The sequence below is a fragment of the Ruegeria sp. BHSB196 genome (genome assembly GCF_059613135.1).
This window is the reverse complement of sequence record NZ_JBXWRY010000006.1, coordinates 63531-75442: the sequence shown is the minus strand read 5'-3', so window position 1 is coordinate 75442 and position 11912 is coordinate 63531. Positions and strand designations below refer to the sequence as shown.

Genomic DNA, 11912 nt, shown 5'->3' with positions numbered 1-11912 from the left:
CCATGCTGACCACCGTGCAATTTCGGCGCGACGGTCAGTGCATCAGAAAGGTGTACCCATGAACAAGATCAAAACGCTGCTGAGTGGCGTTGCCCTGTCGGTCGCGATTGCGACGTCGGCGATCGCGGCAGGCGTCGAAATCAACGCCTCTTCCACCGGCCTGGCGATGCAGGGCTACGACCCGGTGGCCTATTTCACCGACGGCGAGGCCACGAAAGGGGATTGGAAGATCACGGCGATCCATGACGACGCGACCTATCGCTTTGCATCGGAAGAAAACAAGGCCGCGTTCGAGGCCAATCCCGAAGCCTACTTGCCGGCCTACGGGGGATACTGCGCCTTTGGCGCGGCGATGGGCTTCAAGTTCGACGGCGATCCGAACTATTGGAAGATCGTGGACGACAAGCTGTACCTGAACCTGTCGGAGGACATCCAGAAGAAGTGGGAAGGCGACATCCCCGGCTTCATCGAGAAGGCCAGCGCCAACTGGCAGGACATCGCGGACAAGGAACCGACAGAGTTGCAGCAGCAATGAACCGGCGCATCGGCGGCGGGCCTTCCGCCGCCGGTTTTCTTTGTTTGCCGCTAGGCGGTGCGAGATCCGCTGAGGCCCGAGCGCTTGTGCATGGCGACGGCCGGTGATCCGGGAGGGCCGACGCGACGTATTACCGACAGAAGTTCGCTCGTGACGAACGAACCTAGACCTTTGCAGGAAAGGAACCGAAAATGATCGCAAGACTGGCTCTGATATCCACCGTCGCTGCGTTTGCTGCCGGGCAAACGGCTGCGCAGTCCTTCTCCGGTCTGTCGACGGCTTCGGGGAACTGGACGGGATTCTACGCTGGCGCGCAGGTTGGCTACATCGACGTGGGCACCAGCGTGTCGGGTATCGACGGCGACGACTGGCTGGGCGGTATCATACTGGGATACGACTATGACCTGGGCACCTGGGTCATCGGTGGCGGCTTCGACTATGACTGGACCGGGGTGAACCTCAGCGGTGCCGCCGAACTCGAGAACGTTTGGCGCCTCAAGGCCCGCGCGGGGTACAAGATAACCTCCGACGGCCTGCTTTACGGCGTCGCCGGCTATGCCGACGCCAGCACCGACGTTCTGGGCGACGATGACGGTTGGCTGATCGGTGCGGGTTACGAACAGGTCATCAACGGCAATTTCAGCATTGGCGGCGAGTTGCTGTATCACGAATTCGACAATTTCAACGGAACCGGAATCGACGTGGATGCGACCACGTTCCAGATCCGGGCCGCCTATCGGTTCTGAGACCGGACCGGAGCGAACGGACCCGCCGCACCGGGCGGCGGGTCGTTATAAATCTGGCCGGCAAGAAAGGCGGGTGTCAGTAGCTGAAGTCCGCATAGATGCGGGTCAGATCGCCGTCCCAATCGCCATTGTAGTGCTGCAACAGCTCATCGGCCGGGACGCGGCCGCTGTCGATGCTGTCCTTCAGCGCATTCAGGAAATGCGTTTCATCCGGGACCAGCCCACCGGCGCCAGGCCGGGCACGGGCCTTGAGACCGGCCTCGGAGATGGCCAGAACCTCGCGCGCCAAAGCGTGCATCTCGATATTGCCGGCCCTGGCCTGCAGGCCGTCCTTGCTGGCTGCAATGCGCAGCGCCTCGCGCGTCTCGGCATCCCATCCCTTGACGAGATCCCACGCGGCATCCAGCGCCGACTGGTCGTAGGTCAGGCCGACCCAGAAGGCGGGCAAGGCGCACAAGCGCCGCCAGGGGCCGCCGTCAGCGCCGCGCATTTCGATGAATTTCTTGATCCGTGCCTCGGGAAATAGCGTCGTCAGGTGATCGGCCCAGTCCGACAGGGTCGGCGTTTCGCCCGGCAGGGCCGGCAGCTTGCCCTGGAGGAAATCGCGGAATGACTGGCCCAGCGCATCGACGTATTTGCCGTCGCGATAGACGAAATACATCGGCACATCGAGCGCGTACTGCACCCAACGCTCGAATCCGAAGCCGTCCTCGAACACGAAGGGGACCATGCCGGTGCGATCCGGGTCGAGATCGCGCCAGACGCGCGAACGCCAGGATTTGTGACCGTTGGGTTTTCCGTCCAGGAACGGCGAATTGGCGAACAGCGCCGTCGCCACGGGCTGCAAGGCAACCGCCACGCGCAGCTTCTGCACCATGTCGGCCTCGGAGGCGAAATCGAGATTGACCTGAACCGTGCAGGTGCGCCGCATCATGGTGGTGCCCATGGTGCCGACCTTTTGCATGTAGCTGTCCATCAGCTTGTAGCGGCCCTTGGGCATCAGCGGCATGTCCTCGTGCCGCCAGATCGGGGCGGCGCCCAGACCGATGAACCCCACGCCGATCTTGTCGGCGATGTCCTTGACGTCGCGCAGATGCGCGTTCACCTCGTCGCAGGTTTCGTGGATGTTTTCGAGCGGCGCGCCGCTGAGTTCCAGTTGCCCGCCCGGTTCGAGCGAGACATTCGCCCCGTCCTTGGTCAGCCCGATCAGCTTGCCGCCCTCTTCCAGCGGCGACCAGCCGTGCAGGTCGCGAAGCCCCTGCAGGACGGCGACGATGGAGCGTTCGCCTTCATAGGGCAGCGGTTTCAGCGTATCCCGGCAGTATCCGAATTTCTCGTGCTCGGTCCCGATGCGCCAATCTTTCTTGGGCTTACAGCCCGCCGCCAGATATTCGGCCAGTTGTTCATGGCGTTCGATCGGTCCGCCGCCGGACTGAGGGATTGACATGAGCTGCGCTCCGATGCTGGGTCATTGCACTGTGGGCGCCAGTCGTGGGCGCATTTCGCACCGGTGTCAATGCAACCTGATCCCCAGCGGCCGGGTTGGATGCCGTTCCCAGATCACGACCGGGTGAACCGCCCCGCCGTTGAGTTCCGAGAGCATCTGTTCGGTCTTGAGCCCAGGCAGGGTCGAGAACACGTCGAACAGCGCCTCGGCCCCTTCGGCATTGACCGGTATGTGCAGGCTCGGCTGCCCCGGCTGCTCGAGCACCCAGAGCGCGGGCCGAGCCGTGGGATCGAGCGCCAGGCGTTCGATCTCGCGCGTGGCCACGACGCCGCCGGTCAGCGGCCCCATATAGGTGATCTGTCCCTCGTCCACGGTGACGACGCCCGGCCCGCCGGAACCGGTGCGAAACCGGCCCCTCTGGATGCCGACGATCGTCAGGCCCACGGCAATGCCCACCAGCAACCAGCCGAGCCAGGCCAGCAGGCCACCAGGACCGGTGATCCAGCTCAGGCCGACCAGCAACACCGCCGCAGCGGCAAACAGCTCGCGCCAGCGCCAGAAAGCCGCCCGCGCCTCGGGCCGGACAAAGCTCATGTTTCGGACCTTTTCCGGATGATCGCGGCGGAGAGGAAGTTCGTTTGCAACGTCATGCCGGAAACATCGTGCAACCGGGCGCAATCTTCAAGCCCGACCACGGCAGGGGACCAACGCCCCCCCGGGGGGCTTGCCGGCCGGATCGGTCGCCAGCGGGCACTGCGCCGGGGTCACGCCCAGTCCCCCAGCGTCTGCTGCCACAGCGTCAGGGCCGCCACCGCCGCCGTATCGGCGCGCAGGATGCGAGGGCCGAGGCTCACCACATGGGCGAATGGCAGCGCCGCCAGGCGCGACCTCTCCCGGTCGGAAAACCCGCCCTCGGGTCCGATCAGGATGGCCCAGGGCAGCCCCTTGCCGCTGTCTGCAAGACGCCGGGCCGAGCCGACCTCGGCCTCGTCGCAGAACATGAGCCGGCGTTCCGGGGGCCAGGCGTCCAGCACCCTGTCCAGTTTCTGCAGTTCCCCGACCTCGGGCACGAAGGTGCCGCCGCATTGCTCGGCGGCCTCCACGGCATGCGCCTGCAAGCGGTCCTGGCGGATTCTTTCGGAATTGGTGAAATCGGTCTGCACCGGCAGGATGCGCGCGGCCCCCATCTCGGCCGCCTTTTCGACGATGAAATCGGTGCGTGCCTTCTTGATCGGGGCGAACAGCAGCCACAGATCGGGCGGCCTCTGCAGCGGACGTGTCTGACGCAGGCATAGCAACCTGCCGCCGCGCTTGCCGGCCTCGGCGACCTCTGCCGCCCATTCGCCGTCGCGCCCGTTGAACAGCGCCACCGTAGCACCGGTGGCCAGCCTCATCACCCCGAACAGGTAATGCGCCTGCTCGCGCGTCAAAGGAACCGATTGCCCCGCACCCAAAGGGTGCTCTACATACAGCCTGATCTTCGCACTCATGAGACCCTACATATGCAAGGCGATGTTCCAACACCAGACGGTCAGGTCGCTGATGCGGTTGCCGACAACTGGGTCGATACCTGGGCGCCGGCCTTTGCCCGGCCCTACCTGCGGTTGTCCCGCGCCGATCGTCCCATCGGCACATGGCTGCTGCTGATTCCCTGCTGGTGGGGGCTGGCGCTGGCGATCCTGGACGGCGGCGATCCGCGCTGGGAAGATCTCTGGATCGCGGCCGGTTGCGCCATCGGCGCGTTTCTGATGCGCGGCGCGGGCTGCACCTGGAACGACATCACCGACCGCGACTTCGACGGCCGGGTGGAACGCACCCGGTCGCGCCCGATCCCATCGGGGCAGGTTTCGGTCCGGCAGGCGGTCGCATGGATGGTCATCCAGTCGCTGCTGGCCCTGCTGATCCTGCTGACCTTCAACCGGGCCGCCATCGCGATGGGCGTGCTGTCGCTGTTGCCGGTCACGATCTATCCGTTCGCGAAACGCTTTACCTGGTGGCCGCAGGTCTTTCTGGGCCTTGCGTTCAATTGGGGGGCGCTCCTGGCCTGGGCGGCGCATAGCGGCGGCGTCGGCTGGCCCGCCATCCTGCTTTATGCATCGGGCATCGCCTGGACGCTGTTCTACGACACGATCTATGCGCATCAGGACACCGAGGACGACGCGCTGATCGGGATCAAGTCCACCGCGCGGCTTTTCGGAACCGACACCGCCAGATGGCTCAAGTATTTCCTGGTCGCCACGGTCGGCCTGATGGGTCTGGCGGTGATCGAGGCCGCGCTGCCTGACGCCAGCTTCCTCGCACTCATCCTGGCCATCGCCGGTCCCTGGGCAATGGGGTGGCACATGGCCTGGCAATTGCGCGGGCTGGACATCGAGGACAACGCCAAACTCCTGCAGCTTTTCCGCGCCAATCGCGACACCGGCCTAATTCCGCTGATCTTCTTCTGCATTGCCCTGGCGGTGTGATTGCACCTCGGGCCGGGCGATTGTAAGACTGCCGGCCAAACGGCAATCGAGGCTGCAAACCGTCTGATGCGAGTACCCTTCACAGTTGTGGTCATCCTGACCTTTGTCCTGGCCGCAGGTCTGTGCATCATCGGCGCGAGCTACGCGGTCACGGCGATCGAGCGAAGCTCGGAGGCCGCCATACGGAAGGCGCTGGATCTCAACGGGCACGACTGGGCCGAGGTTCAGGCGGACGGGCTGCGCGTGGTCCTGACCGGAACCGCCAACGACGAGGCGACCCGGTTCAACGCGCTGACCGTTGCGGGCGCCGAGGTCGATCCGTCGCGCGTCATCGACGAGATGGACGTGGCCCCGACGGCAGATCTGGAACCGCCGCGTTTCTCGGCGGAAATCCTGCGCAACGACAGCGGCATATCCCTGATCGGTCTGATCCCTGCCAGCCAGGACCGCGACGAGCTGGTGAAATCCCTGCAGGTGCTGGATCGGCAGGCGCGGGTGTCCGACCTGATGGAGACGGCCGATTATCCCAAGCCGCGGGGGTGGGACGATGCGATGGCCTATGCCGTGCTGGCCCTGTCCAAGCTGCCGCGTGCCAAGATTTCGGCCAGTGCGGGTCTCGTCAAGATCACGGCGATCGCCGACAGCCCCGAAGAAAAAGTGCGGCTGGAACAGGAACTGACCCGCGCGGCGCCGCCGAGCCTGCGGATCGGCCTTTCGATCTCGGCGCCGCGGCCAGTCATCACGCCGTTCACGCTGCGCTTTCTGATCGACGAGACCGGCAGCCGGTTCGATGCCTGCTCGGCGCAGGATGAAAAGGCCCGCGACAGCATCATCGCGGCGGCGCATCGTGCGGGGCTGAGCGGAAAAGCGGCTTGCACGATCGGTTTGGGCGTGCCGTCCCCCCGTTGGGCGCAGGCGGCCGAACTGGGCATCGGCGCGCTGGCCGAACTCGGCCAGGGCAGCATCACGATTGCGGATGCCGACATCACCCTGGTGGCCCGCCAGGGAACGGATCAGGCCTTGTTCGACAGGGTCGTGGGCGAGCTGGAAAACAGCCTGCCGGATGTCTTTGCGCTGCATGCGGTGCTGCCCGAGTCCGAAGTCCTGGCCGCGACCGGACCGCCGGAATTCACTGCGACCCGCAGCCCGGAAGGGTTGGTGCAATTGCGGGGCCGCCTGAACGACGAGACCCTGCGCGAAATGGTGGACAGCTATGCCCGCGCCGCGTTCGGTTCAGATGCCGTGCACACCGCCACGCGCATCGTGCCCGACCTGCCCGCCAACTGGCCGGTACGGGTGTTGGCGGGGCTGGAGGCGCTGTCGCGGCTCAACAACGGCGTTCTGACCGTCACGCCGGACACCGTCACGCTGAGAGGGATGAGCCACGACGCCGATGCGAATGCCGACATCTCGGGGCTCTTGTCCGACAAGCTGGGCGAGGCGCAGGATTACAAGCTGGACATCACCTATGAGTCGCCGCCGGAACCCGAAGACGCCCTGCCCGATCCGGAACTCTGCGAGGCGAGAATCGCCGAAATCCAGCAAAGCGAAAAGATCACGTTCGAACCGGGCTCGGCCACGGTTGCATCCGACTCGCTCGATGCGGTGAACCAGATTGCGGATGTCCTGCGCGAGTGCGGCCCGATCCGCATGGAGATCCAGGGTCACACCGACAGCCAGGGCCGCGAAGAGATGAACCTGCAACTCAGCCAGGCCCGGGCGCAGTCCATTCTGAACGAATTGCGGGCGCGTCGGGTGCCGACATCGAGTTTTGCGGCCGTCGGTTACGGAGAAAGCCAGCCGATCGGCGACAACCAGACCGAAGAAGGACGCGAACAGAACCGCCGGATCGAGTTCCGCCTGATCCGGCCGGAACCGGTTGACGAAGGGCCGACCGGCCTGGAAGCCGCCGAAGAGCAGGCCGCAGAGCCGGACACCGACCCGGCGGACGCGACCGGGGAAACTCAGGCAGAGGATCAGTGACATGAACAGAACCGAATTCATCCTTGCCACGGCCATCATCCTGTTTGCCGCCTTTGCCGTGGGCTGGTTCACAAACTGGCTGGTTCACCGCCTGTCGCGCGTCCGCCAGAGCGACGTGGCCGATCTGGATCGCATGAGTCAGGAGCTGCACGAGGCGGAAGAAACCCGTGATCAGGCCATCACGTATCTGCAGCAGCGCGAGGCGGAACTGACCAACCAGCTGACACAGGCCGAGGCCGAACTGGCGGCCGCAATGGATGGTCTGCGCGCCGCGCGCCAGGAAGCCGAAGAGTTGCGGGCGCAACTGAACGGCTGAGGGTGCGGCGAAGCCGCGCACCAGATGCAAAACGGAAAGCGATCTCGCCAGCTGTCTGCGCCTCACCAGCGGGTCAGCGCATCCTCGTCCTCGTCTTTCGCGGCGACCCAGTCCGCGCTACCCGAGGTGATTTCCTTTTTCCAGAACGGAGCGCGGGACTTTAGGTAGTCCATCAGGAATTCGGCCGCTTCGAACGCGTCCTTGCGATGCGGTGCGGCGGTGGCCACCATCATGATCCGCTCGCCGGGGGTCAGACGCCCATACCGGTGAATCACCAGGACATCCCCGAGGCTCCAACGGTCCCGCGCCTCGGCCGCGATCCGGGCGATCGCCTTTTCGGTCATGCCGGGATAGTGCTCGATCTCCATCGCATTCAGTGCATCGGAAGCAAGATCGCGCACGACGCCGGTGAAGGTGACGATCGCGCCGTTGGCCGTGTTGCCGGCCGCAAAGGTATTGGCCTCGGCGCCCAGATCGAACGGCTCTTGCTGAACGACGATCCGCATCGGATCATCCCCCGGTCATCGGTGGGAAAAAGGCGACCTCGCGCACCCCGGCCAGCGGCGCGTCGAAATCGGAAAGCTCCTGATCCAGCGCCACCCGCAGGGCGGAAAGATCTGCAAAGGCGGCCTCGTACCGCGGCTCGCGGGCGCGCAGTTCGGCAACCAGATCCGAGACGGTCGCGGCCTCGGTCTCGATCCGTTCGCGCGGAAGGCCGATCCGTTCACGGACCCACGCGAAATAGAGTACATCCATCCCTTAGTTCTCCCTCAGATGGGGCATGGCTTTACGTAGGTAGTCATAGCCGGTGATCAATGTCAGCCCCGCCGCGATCCAGAGCAACCACAGCCCGACGCGGCCCGACCAGACGACGCTCCAGGACGAGGAACCCACGTAGTGTTCGAAAATTCCCTGCGAAAACAATACCGCAATGGCGATCATCTGGGCCGTTGTCTTCCATTTGGCCAGCTTCGTGACCTTCAGCGTCCCCGCCGTGTCGCCCAGGTACTCGCGCAGGCCCGACACGAAGACCTCGCGGAACAGGATCATCGTGGCCGGCAGCACCAGCCACGGGGTCCAGTGCTCGGTCGAATAGCCGACGATGATCATCAGCGCGATCACGACCATGGCCTTGTCGGCGATCGGGTCCATCATCGCGCCCATCTTGGTTTCCTGCTTCCAGGTCCGTGCCAGATACCCGTCGAACCAGTCCGTCACCGCGGCCGATACGAACAACAGCAGTGCGAACCAGTCGGCATAGGGGCGGTGGAAGTAGAGAAACATGACCGCCAGCCCGGGGGCCGCAAGAAGGCGCAGCAAGGTCAGGACATTAGGCAGGTTCCAGTTCATGGGCGGACACTACACCGGCGGCTGGAGAGTGGAAAGACGGGCGCAAAAAAATCGATGACGCGCAACCCGCCCGAGATCTTCGGGCCCTGTCGCAAGTACTCTTGGCGGGACTGTTCAGCCCCTTTCGTGGAAAAAGTCATAGACCTTCTGCGCCAGTCCCGCCGAGATCCCTTCGACGGCCTTAAGATCCGACAGGTTGGCGCGTGATACCGCCTTGGCGCTGCCGAAATGCGCCAACAGGGCGCGTTTGCGCGCCGCACCCACGCCGGGGATTTCGTCCAGCGGCGTCGCACCGACCGCCTTGGCACGCTTGGCGCGGTGGGTGCCGATGGCAAAGCGGTGCGCCTCGTCCCGCAGCCGCTGAATGAAATACAGAACCGGGTCGTTGCGCTTCAGGGCAAAGGGGTGCTGGCCGATGCGGTGGAACTCTTCCTTGCCGTGGTCGCGATCGACGCCCTTGGCAACGCCGACCATGGGGATGTCCTCGACCCCGTGCGCCTGCATGATCTCGTGCACGGCGCTCACCTGCCCCGCGCCCCCGTCGATCAGCAGCAGATCGGGCCACAGGCCCTTGTCGCGGTCGGCGTCCTCTTTCAGAAGGCGGGTAAAGCGGCGGGTCAGCACCTCTTTCATCATGCCGAAATCGTCGCCCGGCGTCAGGTCATCTCCGCGGATGTTGAACTTGCGATAGGCGTTCTTCATGAACCCCTCGGGACCGGCGACGATCATCGCGCCCACCGCGTTGGTGCCCTGAATGTGCGAGTTGTCATAGACTTCGATCCGGTTCGGCGGCGCGTCCAGATCGAAGGCCTCGGCCAGACCGCGCAGCAGCTTGGCCTGCGTCGCGCTTTCCGACATGCGGCGGGCCAGCGCCTCGCGCGCGTTGCGCAGCGCGCCCGAGACCAGCTCGAGCTTTTCGCCCCGCTGCGGCACCAGGATCTCGACCTTGCGGCCCGCCTTTTCCGACAGGGCCTGCTGCATCAAGTCCGCGTTCTCGATCCCGTCCGACAGGATCAGTTGGCGCGGCGGTTCCTTGTTGTCGTAGAACTGGCCCAGAAACGCCTCCATTACCTCGGCGGCAGAGACATCCGGCCCGACCCGTGGATAGAAATCGCGGTTGCCCCAGTTCTGGTTGGCACGGATGAAGAACACCTGAACGCAGGCCTGCCCGCTGTCCATGTAAAGGCCGATCACATCCGCCTCGGTCACGCCGCGCGGGTTGATGCCCTGCGCCGTCTGCACCTGCGTCAGCGCACGGATCCGGTCGCGCAAGGCCGCAGCGCGCTCGAATTCCATCGCGTCCGAAGCCTCCTGCATCTGCGCGGCCAGTTCCTCCTGGATTCGGGTCGAGCGTCCGGACAGGAACCGCTCGGCGTCGCGCACGCTTTCGGCATAGTCGGCCCGCGAAATCAGCCCGACGCATGGCCCCGAGCACCGCTTGATCTGATAGAGCAGGCAGGGCCGGGTGCGACTGTCGAACATCGCGTCCGAGCAGTTGCGCAGCAGAAACGCCTTCTGCAGCTGGTTCAACGTGCGGTTCACCGCGCCCGCGCTGGCGAAGGGGCCGAAATAGGCGCCCTTTTCCTTCTTGGCCCCGCGATGTTTCTTGATTTGCGGAAACGGGTGGTCCTTGGCCACCAGAATGTTGGGGAAGCTTTTGTCGTCGCGCAGCAGCACGTTGTATTTGGGCTTGAGCTGCTTGATCAGGTTCTGCTCCAGCAGCAGCGCCTCGGTCTCGGTGCGGGTGGTCAGGAACATCATCGAGGCGGTCGCGGCAATCATGCGCTCGATCCGGCCCGAATGGCCCGGGCGCGCATAGTTCGAGACCCGCGCCTTGAGGTTTCTGGCCTTGCCGACATAGAGCACCCGGCTTTCGCCATCGAGCATCCGGTAGACTCCGGGCGAACCGTCCAGCGTCTTCAGATACTTCTGAATGCAGGCATAGCCGGTTTCGCCGGAACCCGATGGAATGTCGCCTTCGCTGGTCATTGTCTTCAATTATGATTCTCTGTCACCGGCTGCAATCTCTGGCCGTTCAGTTCAAGAGAAAACAAATCCACGATTTCTGTGGATAACTGTGCCGATAACTTTCCGGTCGGCAGGATTTTTTGTTGTTTCAAGGAGATTTCTCAGAGTTGCACAAAAATTGGGCAGCATTTCAACGCATTGAATTTAAAGGAAACTTTTTCCAACATCTGACAAGTGTATGAAATAAAAGACATTTCTGTAACGCGATTGTAACGCAACTGCGAGCGGTGCAAAACTTGCAGCCGAAACCCTCATTCAGGTCCAAGGACATCGGGCGTTTGCCATGCCAGATGCTGTCCGCCATCCACGCATAGAAGCTGACCCGTGACCGCCGGGGCGTCCAGAAAATAGCCCAGCGCGGCCGTGATATCGGACGGATTCGCACCGCGTTGCAGGATGGTATTCGCGCGCTGTGCCGCGAAATGCGCATCGCTTTGCCGGTGCCCCTGCAAGGTCGGCCCCGGTCCGATCGCATTCACCCGGATCGCCGGGGTCAGGGCCTGCGCCGCCGTGCGCGTCAAGGCCCACAATCCCATCTTGGCAATCGTGTAGGACATGAACTCGGGCGTCAGCTTGCGCACGCGCATGTCCACCATGTTGACGATCAGACCGGTCGCGACCGGTTCGCCCCGGTCATCGGTTTCCGGTTTCAAGCCCTGCCGCGCCATTGCCTGCGTCAAGACGAACGGAGCGCGCAGGTTGCTTTCGATGTGGCGATCCCAGCTGAAGCGGGTCGCCGTGTGGACGGTGTCATGCTCGAAGATCGACGCATTGTTGACGAGGCAGGTGATCGGACCGCCCAGCGCCTCGGCAGCCTTGGGCAGCAATGCCTGCGTCTGCGTTTCGTCCAGAAGATCCGCCTGAAGGCCGACCGCCGATCTGCCGGTTTCCTCGATGCCGCGCACCGTCTCCGCCGCAGCATCCGCGGAACTGGCAAAGTGAACCGCCACGTCGAAGCCGCGCTCGGCAAGGTAGAATGCCATCGCGCGGCCCAGGCGATGGCCGGCACCGGTCACGAGAGCTCGGGTCATGGGCAACTCCT

At 64.2% G+C, this 11912-nt stretch carries 13 protein-coding genes; 5 read left to right on the top strand and 8 right to left on the bottom strand.

What is annotated here, in order from left to right; genetic code table 11:
- Window positions 1–58 precede the first annotated feature (58 nt).
- Window positions 59–535, top strand: coding sequence for a YHS domain-containing (seleno)protein (locus tag AC2FNJ_RS05780; RefSeq protein ID WP_496763154.1), 477 nt, complete (start codon window positions 59–61; stop codon window positions 533–535).
- Window positions 536–726: 191 nt separating this feature from the next.
- Window positions 727–1281: an outer membrane protein gene (locus tag AC2FNJ_RS05775; RefSeq protein WP_496763152.1), complete on the top strand. Its 555-nt coding sequence runs from the start codon at window positions 727–729 to the stop codon at window positions 1279–1281.
- A 76-nt stretch (window positions 1282–1357) separates the two neighbouring features.
- Here AC2FNJ_RS05775 and AC2FNJ_RS05770 read toward each other — a convergent pair whose 3' ends face one another.
- The 3 genes from AC2FNJ_RS05770 to AC2FNJ_RS05760 all read right to left on the bottom strand — a co-directional run bounded on the left by AC2FNJ_RS05770 (window position 1358) and on the right by AC2FNJ_RS05760 (window position 4218).
- Entirely contained in the window at window positions 1358–2728 is a 1371-nt protein-coding gene (locus AC2FNJ_RS05770; protein ID WP_496763151.1) for a glutamate--cysteine ligase, read from the bottom strand.
- Window positions 2729–2794: 66 nt separating this feature from the next.
- Entirely contained in the window at window positions 2795–3322 is a 528-nt protein-coding gene (locus tag AC2FNJ_RS05765) for a hypothetical protein (RefSeq protein WP_496763150.1), read from the bottom strand.
- 170 nt (window positions 3323–3492) lie between these two features.
- Window positions 3493–4218: a 16S rRNA (uracil(1498)-N(3))-methyltransferase gene (locus AC2FNJ_RS05760; protein WP_496763149.1), complete on the bottom strand. Its 726-nt coding sequence runs from the start codon at window positions 4216–4218 to the stop codon at window positions 3493–3495.
- A gap of 12 nt (window positions 4219–4230) precedes the next feature.
- Here AC2FNJ_RS05760 and ubiA point away from each other — a divergent pair, with 12 nt between their 5' ends.
- The 3 genes from ubiA to AC2FNJ_RS05745 all read left to right on the top strand — a co-directional run bounded on the left by ubiA (window position 4231) and on the right by AC2FNJ_RS05745 (window position 7492).
- Window positions 4231–5193, top strand: coding sequence for a 4-hydroxybenzoate octaprenyltransferase (gene ubiA / locus AC2FNJ_RS05755; RefSeq protein ID WP_496763147.1), 963 nt, complete (start codon window positions 4231–4233; stop codon window positions 5191–5193).
- Between the two features lie 66 nt (window positions 5194–5259).
- Window positions 5260–7176, top strand: coding sequence for an OmpA family protein (locus AC2FNJ_RS05750; protein WP_496763146.1), 1917 nt, complete (start codon window positions 5260–5262; stop codon window positions 7174–7176).
- Between the two features lies 1 nt (window position 7177).
- The gene (locus AC2FNJ_RS05745; protein ID WP_496763145.1) at window positions 7178–7492 is read left to right on the top strand and encodes an MreC domain-containing protein; all 315 of its coding nucleotides are present in this window, start codon (window positions 7178–7180) and stop codon (window positions 7490–7492) included.
- Window positions 7493–7554: 62 nt separating this feature from the next.
- On the opposite strand, the gene AC2FNJ_RS05740 is transcribed toward AC2FNJ_RS05745, so the two are convergent.
- The 5 genes from AC2FNJ_RS05740 to AC2FNJ_RS05720 all read right to left on the bottom strand — a co-directional run bounded on the left by AC2FNJ_RS05740 (window position 7555) and on the right by AC2FNJ_RS05720 (window position 11901).
- Window positions 7555–7998, bottom strand: coding sequence for a molybdenum cofactor biosynthesis protein MoaE (locus AC2FNJ_RS05740; RefSeq protein ID WP_496763144.1), 444 nt, complete (start codon window positions 7996–7998; stop codon window positions 7555–7557).
- A gap of 4 nt (window positions 7999–8002) precedes the next feature.
- A complete protein-coding gene (moaD, locus tag AC2FNJ_RS05735; RefSeq protein WP_496763142.1) occupies window positions 8003–8248 on the bottom strand; it encodes a molybdopterin converting factor subunit 1 in 246 nt (81 codons plus the stop codon).
- Window positions 8249–8251: 3 nt separating this feature from the next.
- Window positions 8252–8842, bottom strand: a complete 591-nt coding sequence (pgsA, locus tag AC2FNJ_RS05730; RefSeq protein ID WP_496763141.1) for a CDP-diacylglycerol--glycerol-3-phosphate 3-phosphatidyltransferase — start codon at window positions 8840–8842, stop codon at window positions 8252–8254.
- A 114-nt stretch (window positions 8843–8956) separates the two neighbouring features.
- Entirely contained in the window at window positions 8957–10831 is a 1875-nt protein-coding gene (uvrC, locus tag AC2FNJ_RS05725; RefSeq protein ID WP_496763220.1) for an excinuclease ABC subunit UvrC, read from the bottom strand.
- Window positions 10832–11121: 290 nt separating this feature from the next.
- Window positions 11122–11901 carry an SDR family oxidoreductase gene (locus AC2FNJ_RS05720; protein ID WP_496763139.1) on the bottom strand — a complete coding sequence of 260 codons (780 nt, stop codon included), beginning with the start codon at window positions 11899–11901 and terminating at the stop codon, window positions 11122–11124.
- Window positions 11902–11912 lie beyond the last annotated feature (11 nt).

Excerpts from the sequence above, each read along its gene's own strand:
- pgsA (WP_496763141.1), bottom strand. The coding sequence starts at position 8,842 with ATGAACTGGAACCTGCCTAATGTCCTGACCTTGCTGCGCCTTCTTGCG.
- AC2FNJ_RS05740 (WP_496763144.1), bottom strand. The coding sequence starts at position 7,998 with ATGCGGATCGTCGTTCAGCAAGAGCCGTTCGATCTGGGCGCCGAGGCC.
- AC2FNJ_RS05780 (WP_496763154.1), top strand. The coding sequence starts at position 59 with ATGAACAAGATCAAAACGCTGCTGAGTGGCGTTGCCCTGTCGGTCGCG.
- uvrC (WP_496763220.1), bottom strand. The coding sequence starts at position 10,831 with ATGACCAGCGAAGGCGACATTCCATCGGGTTCCGGCGAAACCGGCTAT.
- AC2FNJ_RS05765 (WP_496763150.1), bottom strand. The coding sequence starts at position 3,322 with ATGAGCTTTGTCCGGCCCGAGGCGCGGGCGGCTTTCTGGCGCTGGCGC.
- moaD (WP_496763142.1), bottom strand. The coding sequence starts at position 8,248 with ATGGATGTACTCTATTTCGCGTGGGTCCGTGAACGGATCGGCCTTCCG.
- AC2FNJ_RS05760 (WP_496763149.1), bottom strand. The coding sequence starts at position 4,218 with ATGAGTGCGAAGATCAGGCTGTATGTAGAGCACCCTTTGGGTGCGGGG.
- AC2FNJ_RS05750 (WP_496763146.1), top strand. The coding sequence starts at position 5,260 with ATGCGAGTACCCTTCACAGTTGTGGTCATCCTGACCTTTGTCCTGGCC.
- AC2FNJ_RS05775 (WP_496763152.1), top strand. The coding sequence starts at position 727 with ATGATCGCAAGACTGGCTCTGATATCCACCGTCGCTGCGTTTGCTGCC.
- AC2FNJ_RS05745 (WP_496763145.1), top strand. The coding sequence starts at position 7,178 with ATGAACAGAACCGAATTCATCCTTGCCACGGCCATCATCCTGTTTGCC.
- AC2FNJ_RS05770 (WP_496763151.1), bottom strand. The coding sequence starts at position 2,728 with ATGTCAATCCCTCAGTCCGGCGGCGGACCGATCGAACGCCATGAACAA.
- AC2FNJ_RS05720 (WP_496763139.1), bottom strand. The coding sequence starts at position 11,901 with ATGACCCGAGCTCTCGTGACCGGTGCCGGCCATCGCCTGGGCCGCGCG.
- ubiA (WP_496763147.1), top strand. The coding sequence starts at position 4,231 with ATGCAAGGCGATGTTCCAACACCAGACGGTCAGGTCGCTGATGCGGTT.